Genomic DNA, 17,395 nt, shown 5'->3' with positions numbered 1-17,395 from the left:
GGGGGTTCTATTTTGAAAATCACGATTTAAAGGCAATAAAGTCAATGGAATTAAGGAAATTTATTTAGTCCTAAAACGTTTAGGACAGGATTGTTCTTTAATAATTAAATCTAAGAATTTCAAGATCGTTGATTTAATTGAATGTAATAATTTTGATCCATATAGCAATTTAGAAGAATATATCCATTGTAATATTTTACCACAGAGTAAAAATCACATTTCTGAAGATGAAGTTCCTTTCTAAATAGATTTAAAAAATAATGCTACTGTTTAAGTTTCTTTATTTTAATCTAGAACTAAATTTTTGGATTTTTACTATTTCTAAAATTATTAGAAGAGAAAAGGGTTGTTCTGTATAGTAAAGGAAAAGAATTCAATAATTTTTATAATAGTTTATGAATAGTTTTATTTTTAAAATAATTGTCAAGTTGCTTTTAGCAATTGGTCGCATAACTGGATTAACATATAATGAAATTAATATAATTGTTTATTATTTTGTTATTCCTTTTTCATGGCTTTGGCTTTTAGATATTATTTTTGATTTCAATTACTTTAAGTTTTCATTTTTAATCTTTTGCTTAGGATTTAGTTTTGGTTGTAACGATTTTAAAAGTTATTCTAACATACTATTTAAAAAATCAGTTAGGTTTTTAAAGTATTTCAATCGCTATGGAAGCACTTATATTATATCCTCTGTTTGGATTTGTATTGTACTTCCCATCGCTATCTACGCAATTTTGATCACCTTAGTTCTACTTTAATAATTTTTATTAAAGATTAAAAGTTAGAAATTATGACTTTGAATAATTTCGCAATACAGTTTTCAGTTGGCAATGTCAATTTTAGAATTTAAGTGCCTGATTAATATACATTAATATACAAAAGCGTACTGCATTGTGCTAAGTTTAGCTTTATTTTTATTTAAAATAAAATATTTTTTCTTTGTGTTAAGCCTGCTACTATAAAGAAATGTTTATAATTATTTAAATTTCAGTCCATTGGTACAACTTTATTTTTAGTCAACATTACTTCCTTCTAAAATCTTAAGGCTTTTCTCTATTAATACTTTAGCTTTATCGACCTCACTTTGAGTTACAATATTTCTTTTTGTTGAGACAAACATTTCTCTTATATCTACATTGAGAGCTTCAGCTATTTGCAATAACAAATGTATTGTAGGTAGATTCTTTTCCGAATTAATGTTACTTATGGTGGTCACTGAGACTCTAACTTTATTAGCTAATTCTTCACGGCTGATTCCTTTCAGTGCCATTAATTCTTTAAGTCTTAAAATTTCCATGATTTGTTTTTTTACAAATATAATTTAAAAACAAATGATACTTTATTTATTTAAAAATAAATAAAGTATCATTTGTTTTTAAGTAAAACTATGCTTTACTTTGCAATGAATTAATCAAGTGATACTTTATTTTTATAGGAATCGCTAAAATAATAATTGTGCAAATCGAATTCGTTGACAATGATGGTGAAGTTGTAAAGGTGTTCGAAGATTTTTTTTTGATGTCATAATTGATAATCTCATTCACATCTAATGATATGAATTCAGTTCATTAACTTCACGTTTCATATTTAGACTATGGTTTATTAATGAAACACAAGTTAAATCATAAAATTCAGCAAAACCACTTCAAATGTTTTAAAATAATTAAGAGTCTAAAACTAAAACAAAATTATTCCTAAAAAGCTAAGATTATGAAATTCTTCTTTTATTCAAGAACGTCGACAATTTTTCAAAATTCTGCGAGACAAATCGAATCATTTAAAAACCAAGAAGGTTTTGATTCAACAAGGTTATTTGTTGAGAGGATTCAGGGTAATGTTCCTTTCTTCGAACGACCGCAGGCGGTTAAGATGTTTAATGATATTACAAATTTGCAGCATAAATGTACAGTTGTCGTTGATTCAACGGATAGACTTGGGCGAAACCTTTTAGATATTCTGAATACGATTGAAGTTTTTAAAAAAAATCATATCAATTTAAAGTCATTGAAAGAAGGATTCTCAACTTTTCTTGATAATGGTGAAGAAAATCCAATGGCTAATTTGGTTATTTCTGTAATGGGTAGTATCGGAGAAATGTCCAGGAATCAAATAAAAAGTAGAGCTATGGAAGGAATTAAGATTGGACAAGCTCATGGAAAATTTAAGGGAAGGAAAATTGGAGCGGTTCAGTCGGAGGAAAAGTTATTGCAACGTCATCAGATAGTTATGAAAAAACTGCAAAAAGGATTAACTATAAGAGAAATTAATGAAATAACAGGGGCATCGTCAGCTACTATAATAAAGGTTAAAAAAGTAATGGTAAACAGGAAAATGATATAGCCAATTTTGAGATTGTTGCGAGACGATAACTTAGAAAAATAATAGGCTAAAACAAGGTAATAGATTTTAAAAATTCTATTACCTTGTTTTATATTTGCTACTGTATCAAAAGACAGTGTACTAAAAAACTGTTTAAGTATTTCAAAATTAACTCAACATCAATATTTTATCGATTTTTAAATATTTATCAAGAAAATTTCTTGTAAATGAGATTTAAATTTGATCTGTTATTTTAAGAGCAATTTTTTGTAACGATCTAATTCTTTATAATGAACGGTTATGTTGTTCTGGTCACGTATCAATTTTATTTTTTTGTTTTTTTCTCTAGATTTTAGCCCGTATACTGATATTGATAGTATTTGAGAAGCCTCTTCTATACTGTAAAATTCTTTTTGGACAGGTAAAATGGCAGCTAATTCTTCAACAGCTTGTTTAAGTCTTTCCTCTATAATTAAAGCTATAATATCGTTAAGGTTATCGTTTATTACATTTATTTTATCTTTCATATCTATTGGTTTGATATGTATAGATTAATAAGTAGATTTTGTTTAGCTGCGATTGAAAATAAATTATAATTCCTTTAAATGAAATCTTCCTACTACTAGAAGTTATCATCGAATTTTATATAGTCAATGGCATGTAATGAATATCTACAAATAAAAAAAACTACAGTGTACTGAGTAGTGCATCTAATGGTGTACTAGGACCTATATATGATTTTGATGTTTTTTTTCCTATATTAGCTCTAATTAGTTGATTTCAGTAGCTATTTCAGTTTTGAGCATAAAAAAACCCCAATAAATATTGGGGTTTCGTGACCTTGACTGGATTCAAACCAGTAACCTCTTGAGCCGTAATCAAGTGCGCTATTCAGTTGCGCCACAAGGCCATTTGCAAGTCGTTTTAATAACTTCGTTGCGGGTGCAAATATAGGAATAAATATATCATAGGCAATAGTAATATAGGAAAAAACTAAAAAAATAAGTGGTCAATTGTATATGTATTTGAAGTGCAAGGTTTTCCAATTTAAAAAAGTTTGATTAATGTATCATAGACTTACTTGATAAATGATAAACTCAAATATAAAATTTAAGGTATAGTAAAGCTTACTAAATTTTTAGTTAATAAATAGCATATAAGTTATGAGAACAAAATATTGTCGTAGCTAGCTGTTGTAGTTTATTTACTTATATTTTTCTAATTTAACACTAATCAACCATCTATTAATCTTATACAATTCAAAACTTACAAAAGATTATGTTGAAAACTTACATGACTTATGTGATAAAAAATAGTGATATTATTTTCTTTTAATTACCTGTATAAAATTATCTAAATACCATTTTTAAAATTCAACGCATAAATACTGCCTATAAAAATTTCAAAATTTGTGCCTTTTAGGCTTTATGTAAAGACTTATTATAAAAGGTGGACTCGACAGAAATAGTTGTGAATAACTGTAAATTCACAACAAGAAAATAATAAATAGCAATTGGAAAATTAATTTATCTAGGTCAGTGATATTTAATTTTGTTGCAATGTTTAAACTTCACAAATGATTAAATTTTATCAAATTTCTCATAATGAAGCAACTTTGTAGAATATTAAATGATATAAATTTAGGATTCAATTTATTTTTCATTTATTTGTAATATAAATAATTAAAAATGAAAAATATTCGCTTCGGAGTCCTTTTACAAGTGACTTTTTTATTATGCGTTCCTCTGCTAAAAGCGCAGCAAAATCCAGCTACTAAATCTATCTCAAATTATGATTATAGTGATGCTTTTGCGCCGTTTTTTTATTCTAAAAATGGAACTACTACAAGATCCGCTAGTGGTCAACCAGGTGCCGAATACTGGCAAAATAGAGCTGATTATCAACTAACAGCAAAATTAGAGGAAAGTAAAAATGAAATTATAGGTTCTGGAATAATCACCTACACTAACAATAGTCCAGATAAAATGGATTTCGTTTGGATGCATTTAGATCAAAATCTGTTTAAAGAGGATTCTCGAGGAAATGCAATTATTCCTTTAAATGGGAGTAGGAATGGAGCTAGAGGTCAAATTTTTGACGGAGGTCATAAAATCAAATCAGTTAAAGTAATTAGCACTGTAAAAGGTAAAACTACTGAAACTGATGTAAAATATTTGATAACTGATACTAGAATGCAGGTATATCTGCCTCAGGTCTTAAATGCTAAAGGCGGAGTTGTAAAGATTAAAATTGATTTTTCTTATATTTCGCCTTTAGAAGGTTCAGATCGAACAGGAGTGTTAGAAACTAAAAACGGTAAAATATTTACAATAGCCCAATGGTATCCTCGTATGTGTGTTTATGATGACATAAGCGGTTGGAATACAAATCCCTATTTAGGAGCATCGGAATTTTATTTAGAATATGGTGATTTTGACGTTAGTATAACTGCACCTTCTAATCATATTGTAGTAAGCTCAGGTGAATTACTAAATCCAACAGCAGTTTATTCGGCGGTAGAACAGCAACGTTTAGCACAAGCAAAACAAAGTGATAAAACAGTTTTTATTAGAACTGCTGAAGATGTAGCCAATACTTCAAAAGTTATTACTTCAACAACTAAAACTTGGGTATATAGAATGAAGAATTCTCGTGATGTTTCATGGGCTTCCTCAGCAGCATTTATTTTAGATGGTGCCAAAATTAATTTGCCTAGCGGTAAAAAATCGTTAGCGCTTTCTGCATATCCCGTTGAAAGTGCTGGAAATGATGCATGGGGACGCTCTACTGAATATACTAAAGGATCAATAGAGCATTACTCAAAAAAATGGATGGAATACCCTTATCCAGCGGCTACAAATGTTGCCGGAAATGAAGGTGGAATGGAATATCCTGGAATTGTATTTTGCAATTGGGAGTCTAAGGGAGCCGATTTATGGGGCGTTACAGATCATGAATTTGGCCATATCTGGTTTCCAATGATCGTTGGTTCTAATGAGCGCGTATTTGGCTGGATGGATGAAGGGTTTAATACTTTTTTAAATTCAATTAGCACAGCGGAATTTAATAATGGCGAATACAAGGAACCGAAAGTAGATATGCATCAGAGAGCTGAATATTACACCAATCCTCAGCTTGAGACTATTATGTCCTCACCAGATAATATGAAGGAATCAAATATTGGACTTTTGAATTACTCTAAACCGAGCTCAGGCTTGATTATATTACGTGAACAAGTTCTTGGCGAGGAACGCTTTGATCGCGCATTAAGAACGTACATCGAACGTTGGGCTTACAAACACCCACAACCTGATGATTTTTTTAGAACTATAGAAAATGTAGCCGGCGAGGATTTAAGCTGGTTTTGGAGAGGTTGGTTTAAATACAATTGGCGTTTAGACCAAGGCATTACAGGCATAAAGTATGTCAAAAACGATCCAAAGCAAGGAGTTGTAATTTCTATTGAAAATCTTGAAAAAATGGCAATGCCCGTAAATTTAGACGTAAAAACTAAAAACGGCAAGGTAATTCGCGTCACTTTACCGGTAGAAGTGTGGCAACGAAATAAAGCTTGGTCTTTTAAACATGAATCTACTGAGGAAATTGAAAGTATTATTATAGATCCTGATAACGTGTTACCAGATAGTAATACTACTAATAACACTTGGAGTGCCGAGAAAGGATTAATTGAAAAAGATGTGATATTAGACGGTTATTTAGGAGTATTTTCAACTAAAATGGCGCCGATCAAAATTACTTTTTCTGAAAAAAATAATTCTCTTAATGTGGCTATTCCTAATTATCCAAATTTTTCAGTTGAAAGTATTGGAAAAAATAAATTTGAATCAAAGCAAGCAGGTCTTGTATTTGAATTTAATGATAGCTTAAATGGTTTTAGTATGTTAATTCCTGAAGGTCAAAAAATAGAATTTACTAGAGATAAATAATAAAATAGTACAAGAATAAAAAAGACTTGTAGCTTAAAATGCTACAAGTCTTTTTTTTATTAATTAACCTTCGGTTAAACTTATAAATATGAATTCTAAGTTTAAAGGACTGTCAAATTTGAATATATAGTATTGACTTTAAAACTTAAAAATTTAATTACAGTTGGATTGTAACTATTAAGATTACTCAGGTATTTGTTGGCTTAAACAATGTAATGTTCCAAAACCCCAGATAAAATCAGTGCAACTTATCCCAATAATTTCTCTATCAGGAAAACACGCTGCCAGTATATTTAAGGCTACTCTATCATTAGGATCGTTAAAAGTAGGAACTAAAACAGCATTATTTAAAATTAAGAAATTGGCATAACTTGCTGGTAATCTCAATCCCTCAAAATCTATACTTTTTGGCATTGGTAATGTTACAATTATAGGGGATTTACCATTTTCCAATTTCGCATTTTGTAACCTCTTCAAATTATCTTGTAGCGGTTTGTAGTTATGATCCGTAGGATCAGTTTCTATGATTGTGACAATTGTACCTTCATTTACAAAACGGCACAAATCATCGATATGCCCGTGAGTATCGTCGCCTTCAACTCCGTCTCCAAGCCAAATAACATTTGTAATCCCTAAATACTCTTTAAATACAGCTTCGTAATCTTCTTTAATAAAGTTGGGATTTCGAACTTGAATATCAGGATGCATCAAGCATTCTTCTGAAGTTAGTAAAGTCCCTCTTCCGTTAGTGTCAATGGCGCCACCTTCAACAATTACTGGCTTCCCTTTATACATCACTTGCGTTACAGGAATGTCTAAAAATTTTCCAACCGCAGCAGGAACGAGTTTGTCTAGCTTTATATTAGTATATTTTGCCCAACCATTAAAATTGAAATTTAATGCCTCTCTTTTATCTCCATTTTGTACAATAATAGGACCCGAATCGCGCATCCAACTTCTATTGGTTTTTTGTATAATGTAAGAAACATTTTCAATTTTAACGTGCGCTGTTTCCAGCATGTTATTGACTTTTTCTTTTTGACTTTCATCAGCGACCATCAAAAAAACGGGCTCGAAAGTGGCCACTTTTTTAATAAATTCCACAAAAGCCCATTTTACAGCTTCGAATTTTCCAGGCCAATCGTTTCCATTGTGGGGGAAACAAAGTAAAATTCCTTGTTGCTTTTCCCATTCAGCTGGGAATCTTCTATTGTTTTCAGTCATAATTAATCAATTGCTCTTTTTGTAATATCACCAAAAGCATCTATTCTGCGATCTCTAAAAAACGGCCAGTTCTGACGTACATTTTCTTGTAAATCTAAATCAACTTCGGCAATAAGAATCTCTTCTTTATCGTGTGAGGCTTGCGCCAAAATCTCGCCCTGCGGTCCTGCAATAAAAGAAGCACCCCAAAACTGGATTCCATCCGTATCAGGCAAATATTGCTCTAAACCGATCCTATTTGCGGCAGCCACATAAACACCATTTGCAACAGCATGTCCTTTCATGACATTCATCCATGCGCCATACTGGTTTTCGCCATATTGCTCTTTTTCTCCAGGATGCCAACCAATAGCTGTTGGGTAAAACAAAACTTCTGCACCTTTGAGTGCTGTAATTCGAGCAGCTTCTGGATACCACTGATCCCAGCAAATTAAAGTTCCAATTTTTCCTTTTTGTGTTGGGATTGTTTTAAATCCTAGATCACCAGGCGTAAAATAAAATTTTTCGTAAAAATGTGGGTCATCTGGAATATGCATCTTACGATATAATCCTGCTTCTGATCCATCAGTGTCAATAATATAAGCACTATTGTGGTAAATTCCAGCCATTCTTTTTTCAAAGAAAGGAACAATTATGACTACTCCTAATTCCTTAGCTAATGCGCTAAAGGCAATAAAAGAAGTGCTATACAAAGGTTCTGCTAATGCAAAATTATCGACATCCTCACTTTGACAAAAATAATGACTACTGTACAATTCAGGCAACGAAATAACTTCAGCACCCAATTTTGCGGCATCACGAACCCAACTTAAACATTTTTTAAGGTTGTTTTCAGCAATATCATTTAAGTTTAATTGTATGACTGCTATCTTGTATTTTTTATTTGGCATGACTTAAAATTTTAATTGCAAAAATAGTGAATTTTATAGAAATGCGAAAGCTGTATAAAGTGAAAGCTACAGCTACAGTTTTAAAATGCTTATCGGCATAAACATTTCTTATTACCGTAATGTGATTATTGATATACTAATTGAAAGCTATAAAAATTTTATCTCAAAGACTTAGTGGCAACTAATCATTATTCTGAAGGTATAATTTTTAAATTTGTTTCCATTTTTTTAATGTTGCAAATCGAACTAGCTACTTAAAAACTGCCATAAAAATCATTTATTTAAAAAAATTTAAAATATAAATTCAGAGGTTAAATTTTGAAATTTGAAGGACTTTTAAATCGATATATTTATATCATCGATAGTAATAACATTGTATTTGACACTCCCAATAATGTTGAATTTTAAATTTTATACTATTATATATCAAACTGTTCGACAATTTTAATTACATTTTGTATAATTTCTAAAAATAAAAAAAAGTCTGGCATAACCAGACTTTTAAAAATAATATTTCAAAAATTTATTTTTTAATGACTTTAATAGATTGAACTTCCGAAGCTGATTGTAGTTTAACAATATATACACCAGAGGTTAGATTACTCATGTCTAATAATCCTGAGGCTGCATTCCACGTGCTGTTTGGTATTTTTTGGCCTAAAACATTATAGATTTCTATAGACTCAATATCATTGGCATGATTTATATTGATGTAATCTATAACTGGATTGGGATAGAAATTAATAATACTATTGGTAAAGCTTTTAGCAGATAAGGTGTTAGTAAATTCATCTGCTCCCATATTAGGAGCGGTTGTGCTTCTAATTTCTTCATCAATATCAACAGTTACCTCTGCTAATGCTATTCCTAAATTTGCTAACGACGTATTGGCTGCTGTCAGGTGCAAATCAGCAGTTGAGGAAAATATTGGTGAAATATTTAGAGATTTTATATTGCCTCCAAAAGCAGTTTTTAGCGCGGCAAGATTTGGCTGTGCCGCTGTAAGATAATAAGATAAATTTTGTCCAGATGAGAAATAATTGTTATAATCCATATTACTAAATACTGTACTAGAAGCATCCGAATAGATCGCATATTTATCGCCTATCGTAGTTTGAGAATTAACTAAAATATTGTTTCTTAAATCAATAGCAGCCGTGACAACTGAGTTTAAAATATTTAAGGCAGCAGGTTTGCCTGTAAATTGTTGATTAGTCCTTAATGATACAGTATTGTGGTAAATTTTAATATTTGTTCCTGCATTACCAATTACAATTCCGTAACCATTATCATCAATGTTATTTCTTGGAAAACCATTTCCAGTTACGTTGCTCACAAAATTGTTAGCAATTAATACGTTTCCATTACCTACAAAAACATTAGAAAAAATACCGTTTGCACCAAATCCTGCTGGATTAGTATTGGATATATCGTTAATCTTATTTTGTATAATCTTAGCATTATTTATTACAGAACCAATCAAAATACCACTAGCAATACTTGAACTCGCTATGGTGACGCCTGAAATCGTATTTTTGCTGATGACAAAATCATTTGCATTTTGAATAGCAATACCTCTAAAACCCATTTTTTCTAATGGATCAGTTGATCCAATTGTATTTTCTGTAAATAGCCCTCCAATATCAGGAGCAGTATTTATTCCTATTGCAAAAATTGCATTTTGAGATCTATTAAACGTGTTACTTTCTACGATCACATAATTATTAGGAACAGATCCCACTTCTCCTAATATTGGACCCGATATTATAAGACCTACAATGGTTTCATTAGGTGAAGATCCTAAAAATTTTATATTTTTTATGGTTACATAATTTGCGCCGTCAGTTGCTGTACTAGCTATCCAAACAATAACAGGGTTTAAACTAAGATTTGAGTTAATGTTGTTGAAAATTAAATTATCTGAAGTCGTTCCATTATTACTTCCATCAATGGTTATATAATCTGCTCCATCAATTTTCAGTAAAGAGGTAGCATTTCCTGTAATGGTTGTAGTAACGCCATTTGCAGGTTTTATTGTTAATTTATTAGTTGCACTTGAACCTGCATTCGCATTAATAATTAATGGAAAAGTTTCATTAGGATATGTGGCATCCAATAACGAGAATAGCACGGGACCCGTTATCGCCGCAGAATTAAAATCAGCTATTGCAGCGGTGATTGTAGGATATGTTCCAGCCAATCCTATCGTATATTGACCATCTAACGCAACTTGATTTTTAGCGGTCGATTTCACTATATTTAATGCGGTAGTTGTCCTTAAGATCGCTTCATTAATCTGAGCAAATGAATTCATTTTAGCTAAACCTTTGTAATTTGTTTCTATTGATTTACTCTGAGCAAAAGAAAAGTTTGAAATAATCATTAATAGGAAAACGTAAAGCAAAGTTTGTACTGATCTCCTGACAGAAATATGTTCTATTACTTTTTCAGGAATAATGTAATTTATAGCCATAATAGTTATTTATTAAGTTAAATTAATTATAAATTTACCATAAATAATACCAATTAAAAAATAAATCACTATAAATAATCACAATTAATGACTAGTTGGTTATTAAAAATAAATAATGAAGATTTAATATAAAATTCTTGAAGAAAGGAACGCTGCTTTCATTTAGTTTAACTTAAAATTAATTGACAAATAAATTTTAAAGAAATAAAATTTTAATTTTAAAATAAGATTGGCTATATTCAATAGTTGAAAATAAATCAGCTATTAAACGGTTGAATAATACATTTTTGCATTGATTCTAATTCTTGTGAAAAAGATTGAATTTAGTTTTGAATAGAGCTATTAATTAGCTTTATAAATTATGTAATACTACAATTAAATGATTTATGGATCTACTTCATATCAATATTCAATTTCTGTTGCTTAGAGTGCATCAAAAGTAACGTTAAAGAGGACGCTGCTACTACATTATTTAGATATTATTACTTATTGAAAATGTCTAAAGCATTAAATTAAAGGTAAAATATCAAATAAGTATAAAAAATTAATTTAGTAAAGACTAAATACTAAAATAGCCGGAAAAAAATTTCCCGACTATTTCGAATACTACTACAATAAGTAAATTTGTTGTTAAATTTTCTTTCTCATTTTCATATTAATAAATTCAACGGCTAGTGAAAAGGCAATTGCGAAATATAAATAACCTTTTGGAACCACGCCAACGTGTTCACCAACCAATGAAGCATTTGATAAGTGCATACTTTCTGTAATCAGCATAAAACCAATCAATATTAGAAAGGCTAATCCTAAAATTTGAATAGACGGATTTGCATTGACAAAGTTTCCAACAGGAACTGCGAAAAGCATCATTACGCCCACAGAAATTAACACAGCAGTTACCATAATATATAATGCTCCTTCAACTCCATTAGTCATTCCCACAGCAGTCAAAATACTATCTACTGAGAATATTAAATCGATCAATAGAATTTGGACAATCACACTAGAAAATGATTTTGTCGCAACGGTTTTCAAATCTAATTCTTCTTCCCCTTTATGATCTACCTTTTCGTGAATTTCCTTAGTACTTTTATAAATTAAAAATAATCCTCCAAGAAATAGAATGATAGCTTGTCCAGTAAATTCAGCACTAAACCAACCCCAATTGACAGTGAAAAAAGGTGCTTTCATTGCAATTAATAAAGTGATTCCAAAAAGCAACGCGATACGCATAAACATGGCTAAAAACAAACCTATTTGCGTTGCCTTTTTTCGTTTCTCGATAGGTAATTTTCCAGTTACTATCGAGATAAAAATGATATTGTCAATTCCCAAAATAATTTCAAGAAAAGTCAATGTCAATAAGGCAATCCAAGCATCTGGATTTAAGAATACTTCCATATTTTATAGTTAATTGATTGTGATTATTTAATCTGATATTTTAGTTACCGTCCCTTTTTGCTTATTGTCAGATCCTACTATTCCAAATTCAAAGGTATAGGAATCTTTTGTAGTTGTTAAAATTTTCATGCCAATCGCTTTTTCTTCAGCCATATTTCTTGGATGTAATTTTCGCAACACATATTCACAATCGCTAATCCATCTTATGGAAGCAGTATCTGTCTTCCCTTCAAAAGTTTCAATTTCGATGCTATCGTTACGCTGAAAAACGGTTGTTTTCATAACACCTTCAACTTCATGTTCGAACTTAAATTTTCCAGTTTTAAAATCTTTACAGCTGCGTTCTACGTCATAGCAAGAAAGTAATAGCAGGAATGCAGGAAGTAATAGTAATTTTTTCATAGTTGTCTTATTATAATATTTTAATATCGTATTTGTCTAAAAGTCCCGCAATTCCTTGCGTTGCAAATTTAGCATTCTTCATAGGATTAAATTCTGGATCAATTTTATAATTATAAGCCGTTGTAAAATCGACTCCTGCTAATTGTGTATCATTAAAAAGAGCATTTTCTAAATTGCAATTTTCGAAAATAGCATTAGTGAGATTCGTGGAAGCAAAAGAAACATCCTTTAAGGAACAAGAATTAAATTTAGTTTTAATCATTTTTTTGTTAGAAAATGATCCATAATCTAATACGCACTCCTGAAAACTAACACTAAAAAGAAAATCGACACACTTATTAAAATGGATTCCCAATAACTTACAATCAATAAAATTTACAGTTTTTAAACTTGTGCCTGTTAAATCAATCATTGATAAATTGCAATTGATAAACTCGCAATCCATAAATGTGTTATTTGAAAAATCACTACTAGAAAAATCACAATTTTTAAAAACACACTCTTCAAATTCACGATTATTTATGCGCTGATTGCTATAATTGACTTTTTCAAATGTTTTTTGAATATATATTAAATCTTCCATTAATCGTCGAATAAACTTTTTACAATTACTGTCAAACCTTTATAGGCAAAATAAACCCCAAAAATACAAATTATGATTCCTACAGCTAGAACTAAATAGTGCCATATATTTTGCTTATTCATAAAAGCATTATGAATAACAACTGGACCTAAAAATAGGAGTGGTAAAGAACCTGCTAAATAGGTAACTCCCTTCGATAACATTTGTTTATTTGTTCCCATACATAATTATTTTGATTACACATTAGTTATAATATTGAATTCATAGTGCTACTTAAGTAAGTCAAAAGTTTAAAAGTCGTAAAGTCAAAAGCATCAATATTAGGAAAAACAACAAAAAATCAGCTTGTTATATTCTTTTTGTTATATTTAAAAATACGACATTATACAATTATTATTACTTATTATAAAAATCAATTACCCTTCTCACACTTCCTTTTTTCTCTAATAATTCACTTGCCTGCTGATAGTTTAGTGGTATTTCATCCATAATCATTTTTACAGCGCGATCTACAAGTTTGCTATTGCTTAATTGCATATCGACCATTTTATTTCCTTTTACTTTACCAAGTTGAATCATTGTGGCAGTAGTAATCATATTCAAAACCAGTTTTTGCGCTGTTCCCGCTTTCATACGTGAGCTAGCAGTGAGAAATTCAGCTCCTACAACAATTTCAATAGGAAATTGCGCTACCATAGAAAGTGGACTCGACTCGTTACAAGCAATACTTCCTGTTGTGATATTATTTTCATTACACTTTTCTAAACCGCCTATGACATAAGGGGTGGTTCCTGAGGCCGCAATCCCAATAACGACATCATTTTTATTAATAGCATATTTTTCTAAATCTAACCAAGCTTGAGTACTATCATCTTCAGCATTTTCAACCGCTTTACGAATTGCCGAATCTCCTCCTGCTATAATTCCGATAACTAAATCAGAGGGAACACCAAAAGTGGGCGGACATTCTGATGCATCTAATATTCCTAAACGTCCAGATGTTCCCGCTCCAATATAAAATAAACGGCCGCCTAATTTCATCTTGCTGACAATTACATGCACTAATTTCTCAATCGCTGGTAAGGCTCTTTCAACTGCTAGTGGTACCGTTTTATCTTCCTTGTTTATATTAAACAGCAAAGTAGATACGGACATTGTTTCTAAGTGTTCGTATTGTGATTGCTGCTCCGTGGTTTTAATAAATGTCATTTTTAATGCTGTTGAATTTATGTTGAACAATTTGTTCTTGTCGTTATTTTCAATGCGTGAGGGATAGAAGTGGAAATCCTTTTTTATGTAGCGATAGCGAAATAAAAAAGATTGCAGCGAATAGCCCGTTTCGCTTTTGCGAACACGCCCAAACAAAAAATTATAAAAAATAGGCCAATACAATTCCAATTACGATCATAGAAACTTTAGCGATATTAAATTTATGCCCTTCACTACTTTCAAAAATTATAGTAGAAGAAATATGGAATAAAATTCCTATCACTACTGCTGTTATTTGACTATGATATTTTTCTAATCCTGTAAAATAATCGGCTGCAAGTGTTCCTAATGGAGTCATTAATGCAAAAGTGACCATAAAAACGAAAATCGCCTTTTTATTTAAACTTGAATTTAAAAAAAATGTAGTCAAAATAATAGCTATTGGCAAATGATGAATAGCGATTCCTAATGCTAAATTACTGTGATCATGACCTATAGGAAATCCCTCAAGAAATGCATGGATGCAAAGACTTATAAATAACAACCACGGAATATGCGACATGTTTGGGTGTCCATGAACGTGACCATGTTCAGCACCTTTAGAGAAAAATTCTAATATGATTTGGAATAAAATTCCTAGCATTATAAAAATACCTGCGCTATGGTTATGGCTCTCGCTAGCAGTATGATCGTGCACCTGATATACTTCTGGTAATAGATGCATCACTGTTAAAGAGAGTAAGAACGAACCACTAAAAGCTAGAAGCAGCTTTAAATTCGTCTTGTTTTTTGGTTTTAGAACCAATGCAATTATATATCCTAAAAGTACGGAAAGTAAGGGTAAAAGATAGTTCATCTATTTAAAAATCATAATTAGACGCTCACTCTCTGTTTTGTGGAACTTTTTCAACTTGTAATCGCCAAAAATATCTAGCAAATAGATTCCAGCTTCTTCCATTAGTTCTTCAAAGTCATTTAATGTCAGTGCTTTTACTTTTTCTGTAAAATGAAAAGCATGTCCTTCATCAACAAAATCAATTTCCTTGTATATATGTCCGTTTTTTTCGTAGCGTTTAATATGAAAATCAATTCCATCAACTGTTTTCATTTCTTCAGGAATCAAAGTGTTTACCACTTGATGTACATTCATAAAATCAATTGCTGCAAATCCATATTCTGATAAACTTTCTTTGATAGCTTTTAGCGTCGTTAAGTTGTCTTCGTCGTTTTCGAAATAACCAAAACTGGTAAATAAATTAAAAATCGCATCATACTTTTCTTCAAAAGGCTCTCGCATGTCGTGGACCTTAAAATGTAGCGTTTCATTAGCGTTTTTATTGGCGTCAGCTATACTATTTTCAGACAAATCAGCACCAAGAACATCAAAACCTAGCTGATTTAAATAGATAGAATGACGGCCTTTGCCACAAGCTAAATCCAATACTTTCGCTTTTTCAGGAAGGTTTAAATAGTGGGTTAAGTTATCCATGAAAATTTGTGCTTCGCGGTAATTACGCTCTTTATATAGGATATGATAGTAAGGAGTATCAAACCATGAGGAATACCATTTTGCAGTTGGTTTAACCTGTTTTTCAGTAGATAGTTTTTCAGCTTCAGACATTTATTCTTTTTCAATTAATTTGATTGATGCAAATTTAGTGTATTTTTGCCAAATATAACGATAACAATGCCCACTTTAGGGGCAACGGAGGCAAATGGAAGATAATTTTAAAATGGTTGCCAAAACCTTTTTTGGTTTTGAAGAAATATTAGCTAAAGAGTTACAAATGCTCGGTGCACAGCATGTTGAGCAAGGAGTTAGAATGGTAAGTTTTAAGGGCGATAAAGGCTTTATGTATAAGGCAAATCTAGCTTTACGTACTGCCTTAAAAATACTTAAACCTATTTATTTTTTTAAGGCCAGTAATGAACAAGCTTTATACAAAGGAATATCAAGTATGAATTGGTCTAAATTGCTAAACGCAAATCAGACTTTTGTCATTGATACAACAGTACATTCTACTTTTTTCAATCACTCTGAATTTGTTTCTCAAAAATGTAAAGATGCCATAGTTGATCAGTTCAGAGAAAGAACAGGTCAACGTCCCAGTATTGATAAAGTACATCCTGATTTACGTATCAATATTCATATTGATAAAGACCAAGTTTCAGTTGCATTAGATACGTCCGGAAACGCGTTGAATCAGCGTGGTTATAGAACCGCAACGAATATTGCTCCAATAAATGAAGTTCTTGCTGCGGGAATTTTGTTGCTTTCAGGCTGGGATGGTCAAACTGATTTTTTAGATCCTATGTGCGGTTCTGGAACATTCCTTGCTGAAGCGGCGATGATTGCATGCAATATTCCAGCAAATATTAATCGTAAAGAATTTGCTTTTGAAAAATGGAATGATTGGGATAATGATCTATTTGATGCTATTTCAGATAGTTTATTAAAACGTGTTAGAGAATTTCATCATACCATAAAAGGATATGATAAAGCGCCAAGTGCGGTTCAAAAAGCAAAAGATAATATAAAGAATGCTAATTTAGAAGACTATATTTCAATTGAAGAAGATAACTTTTTTGATACTTCAAAAAGATCAGAGGAAAAATTGCATATTGTCTTTAACCCACCGTATGATGAACGTTTAGATATTCACATGGAGGAATTTTATAAAAACATTGGAGATACGTTAAAGAAAAATTATCCAGCTACTAATGCATGGATGATCACGGCAAATCTAGAAGCTTTAAAATATGTTGGATTAAAACCTTCAAGAAAAATTAAACTTTTCAATGCTGGATTAGAAGCGCGATTAGTTAAATACGAGATGTACGAAGGAAGCAAAAGAACTAAATTTTCTGCCGAAGCACGTGCTGAAAACGCAAATAAAGTAACAGAGGTAAATACGATCAATAATCTAGATAATACGCTATAGAT

At 31.0% G+C, this 17,395-nt stretch carries 15 protein-coding genes and 1 tRNA gene; 3 read left to right on the top strand and 13 right to left on the bottom strand.

Annotated features, from left to right (window positions below; genetic code table 11):
• Positions 1-1,015: 1,015 nt before the first annotated feature.
• A complete protein-coding gene (locus RCH18_RS11805) occupies positions 1,016-1,300 on the bottom strand; it encodes a helix-turn-helix transcriptional regulator (RefSeq protein ID WP_326936961.1) in 285 nt (94 codons plus the stop codon).
• 413 nt (positions 1,301-1,713) lie between these two features.
• On the opposite strand from RCH18_RS11805, the gene RCH18_RS11800 reads away from it, so the two are divergent.
• Positions 1,714-2,343, top strand: coding sequence for a recombinase family protein (locus RCH18_RS11800; RefSeq protein ID WP_326936960.1), 630 nt, complete (start codon positions 1,714-1,716; stop codon positions 2,341-2,343).
• A gap of 227 nt (positions 2,344-2,570) precedes the next feature.
• Here RCH18_RS11800 and RCH18_RS11795 read toward each other — a convergent pair whose 3' ends face one another.
• Entirely contained in the window at positions 2,571-2,849 is a 279-nt protein-coding gene (locus RCH18_RS11795; protein ID WP_326936959.1) for a hypothetical protein, read from the bottom strand.
• A 309-nt stretch (positions 2,850-3,158) separates the two neighbouring features.
• A tRNA-Arg gene (locus RCH18_RS11790) sits at positions 3,159-3,232 on the bottom strand.
• A 778-nt stretch (positions 3,233-4,010) separates the two neighbouring features.
• Here RCH18_RS11790 and RCH18_RS11785 point away from each other — a divergent pair.
• Positions 4,011-6,269, top strand: a complete 2,259-nt coding sequence (locus tag RCH18_RS11785; RefSeq protein WP_326936958.1) for a M1 family metallopeptidase — start codon at positions 4,011-4,013, stop codon at positions 6,267-6,269.
• A 183-nt stretch (positions 6,270-6,452) separates the two neighbouring features.
• On the opposite strand, the gene RCH18_RS11780 is transcribed toward RCH18_RS11785, so the two are convergent.
• The 10 genes from RCH18_RS11780 to RCH18_RS11735 form a co-directional block, all read right to left on the bottom strand.
• Complete coding sequence (locus RCH18_RS11780; protein WP_326936957.1) at positions 6,453-7,493, bottom strand: agmatine deiminase family protein; 1,041 nt, start codon at positions 7,491-7,493, stop codon at positions 6,453-6,455.
• Positions 7,494-7,495: 2 nt separating this feature from the next.
• Positions 7,496-8,383, bottom strand: a complete 888-nt coding sequence (locus tag RCH18_RS11775) for a carbon-nitrogen hydrolase (protein WP_326936956.1) — start codon at positions 8,381-8,383, stop codon at positions 7,496-7,498.
• A gap of 523 nt (positions 8,384-8,906) precedes the next feature.
• Positions 8,907-10,856, bottom strand: coding sequence for a T9SS type A sorting domain-containing protein (locus RCH18_RS11770; RefSeq protein WP_326936955.1), 1,950 nt, complete (start codon positions 10,854-10,856; stop codon positions 8,907-8,909).
• Positions 10,857-11,486: 630 nt separating this feature from the next.
• Entirely contained in the window at positions 11,487-12,257 is a 771-nt protein-coding gene (locus RCH18_RS11765) for a TerC family protein (protein ID WP_326936954.1), read from the bottom strand.
• A 27-nt stretch (positions 12,258-12,284) separates the two neighbouring features.
• Positions 12,285-12,659: a DNA topoisomerase IV gene (locus RCH18_RS11760; RefSeq protein ID WP_326936953.1), complete on the bottom strand. Its 375-nt coding sequence runs from the start codon at positions 12,657-12,659 to the stop codon at positions 12,285-12,287.
• Between the two features lie 10 nt (positions 12,660-12,669).
• Positions 12,670-13,242, bottom strand: a complete 573-nt coding sequence (locus RCH18_RS11755; protein WP_326936952.1) for a pentapeptide repeat-containing protein — start codon at positions 13,240-13,242, stop codon at positions 12,670-12,672.
• Positions 13,242-13,463 carry a DUF6095 family protein gene (locus RCH18_RS11750; RefSeq protein WP_326936951.1) on the bottom strand — a complete coding sequence of 74 codons (222 nt, stop codon included), beginning with the start codon at positions 13,461-13,463 and terminating at the stop codon, positions 13,242-13,244. The genes RCH18_RS11755 and RCH18_RS11750 overlap by 1 nt, the downstream gene beginning before the upstream one ends.
• A 175-nt stretch (positions 13,464-13,638) precedes the next feature.
• The gene (gene murQ, locus RCH18_RS11745) at positions 13,639-14,451 is read right to left on the bottom strand and encodes an N-acetylmuramic acid 6-phosphate etherase (protein ID WP_326936950.1); all 813 of its coding nucleotides are present in this window, start codon (positions 14,449-14,451) and stop codon (positions 13,639-13,641) included.
• A gap of 160 nt (positions 14,452-14,611) precedes the next feature.
• On the bottom strand, positions 14,612-15,307 hold the full coding sequence (locus RCH18_RS11740) for a ZIP family metal transporter (protein WP_326936949.1): 696 nt from the start codon (positions 15,305-15,307) through the stop codon (positions 14,612-14,614).
• Positions 15,308-16,072 (bottom strand): class I SAM-dependent methyltransferase, encoded by a 765-nt coding sequence (locus tag RCH18_RS11735; RefSeq protein WP_326936948.1) that lies wholly within the window; start codon positions 16,070-16,072, stop codon positions 15,308-15,310. It lies immediately after the preceding gene.
• Positions 16,073-16,166: 94 nt separating this feature from the next.
• On the opposite strand from RCH18_RS11735, the gene RCH18_RS11730 reads away from it, so the two are divergent.
• Positions 16,167-17,393 (top strand): THUMP domain-containing class I SAM-dependent RNA methyltransferase, encoded by a 1,227-nt coding sequence (locus RCH18_RS11730; RefSeq protein ID WP_326936947.1) that lies wholly within the window; start codon positions 16,167-16,169, stop codon positions 17,391-17,393.
• Positions 17,394-17,395 lie beyond the last annotated feature (2 nt).

The sequence above is a fragment of the Flavobacterium sp. PL11 genome (assembly GCF_035985025.1).
Taxonomy (GTDB): Bacteria; Bacteroidota; Bacteroidia; order Flavobacteriales; family Flavobacteriaceae; genus Flavobacterium.
This window is presented reverse-complemented; position numbering and strand designations above follow the sequence as displayed.

Excerpts from the sequence above, each read along its gene's own strand:
- RCH18_RS11805 (WP_326936961.1), bottom strand. The coding sequence starts at position 1,300 with ATGGAAATTTTAAGACTTAAAGAATTAATGGCACTGAAAGGAATCAGC.
- RCH18_RS11800 (WP_326936960.1), top strand. The coding sequence starts at position 1,714 with ATGAAATTCTTCTTTTATTCAAGAACGTCGACAATTTTTCAAAATTCT.
- RCH18_RS11795 (WP_326936959.1), bottom strand. The coding sequence starts at position 2,849 with ATGAAAGATAAAATAAATGTAATAAACGATAACCTTAACGATATTATA.
- RCH18_RS11785 (WP_326936958.1), top strand. The coding sequence starts at position 4,011 with ATGAAAAATATTCGCTTCGGAGTCCTTTTACAAGTGACTTTTTTATTA.
- RCH18_RS11780 (WP_326936957.1), bottom strand. The coding sequence starts at position 7,493 with ATGACTGAAAACAATAGAAGATTCCCAGCTGAATGGGAAAAGCAACAA.
- RCH18_RS11775 (WP_326936956.1), bottom strand. The coding sequence starts at position 8,383 with ATGCCAAATAAAAAATACAAGATAGCAGTCATACAATTAAACTTAAAT.
- RCH18_RS11770 (WP_326936955.1), bottom strand. The coding sequence starts at position 10,856 with ATGGCTATAAATTACATTATTCCTGAAAAAGTAATAGAACATATTTCT.
- RCH18_RS11765 (WP_326936954.1), bottom strand. The coding sequence starts at position 12,257 with ATGGAAGTATTCTTAAATCCAGATGCTTGGATTGCCTTATTGACATTG.
- RCH18_RS11760 (WP_326936953.1), bottom strand. The coding sequence starts at position 12,659 with ATGAAAAAATTACTATTACTTCCTGCATTCCTGCTATTACTTTCTTGC.
- RCH18_RS11755 (WP_326936952.1), bottom strand. The coding sequence starts at position 13,242 with ATGGAAGATTTAATATATATTCAAAAAACATTTGAAAAAGTCAATTAT.
- RCH18_RS11750 (WP_326936951.1), bottom strand. The coding sequence starts at position 13,463 with ATGGGAACAAATAAACAAATGTTATCGAAGGGAGTTACCTATTTAGCA.
- murQ (WP_326936950.1), bottom strand. The coding sequence starts at position 14,451 with ATGACATTTATTAAAACCACGGAGCAGCAATCACAATACGAACACTTA.
- RCH18_RS11740 (WP_326936949.1), bottom strand. The coding sequence starts at position 15,307 with ATGAACTATCTTTTACCCTTACTTTCCGTACTTTTAGGATATATAATT.
- RCH18_RS11735 (WP_326936948.1), bottom strand. The coding sequence starts at position 16,072 with ATGTCTGAAGCTGAAAAACTATCTACTGAAAAACAGGTTAAACCAACT.
- RCH18_RS11730 (WP_326936947.1), top strand. The coding sequence starts at position 16,167 with ATGGAAGATAATTTTAAAATGGTTGCCAAAACCTTTTTTGGTTTTGAA.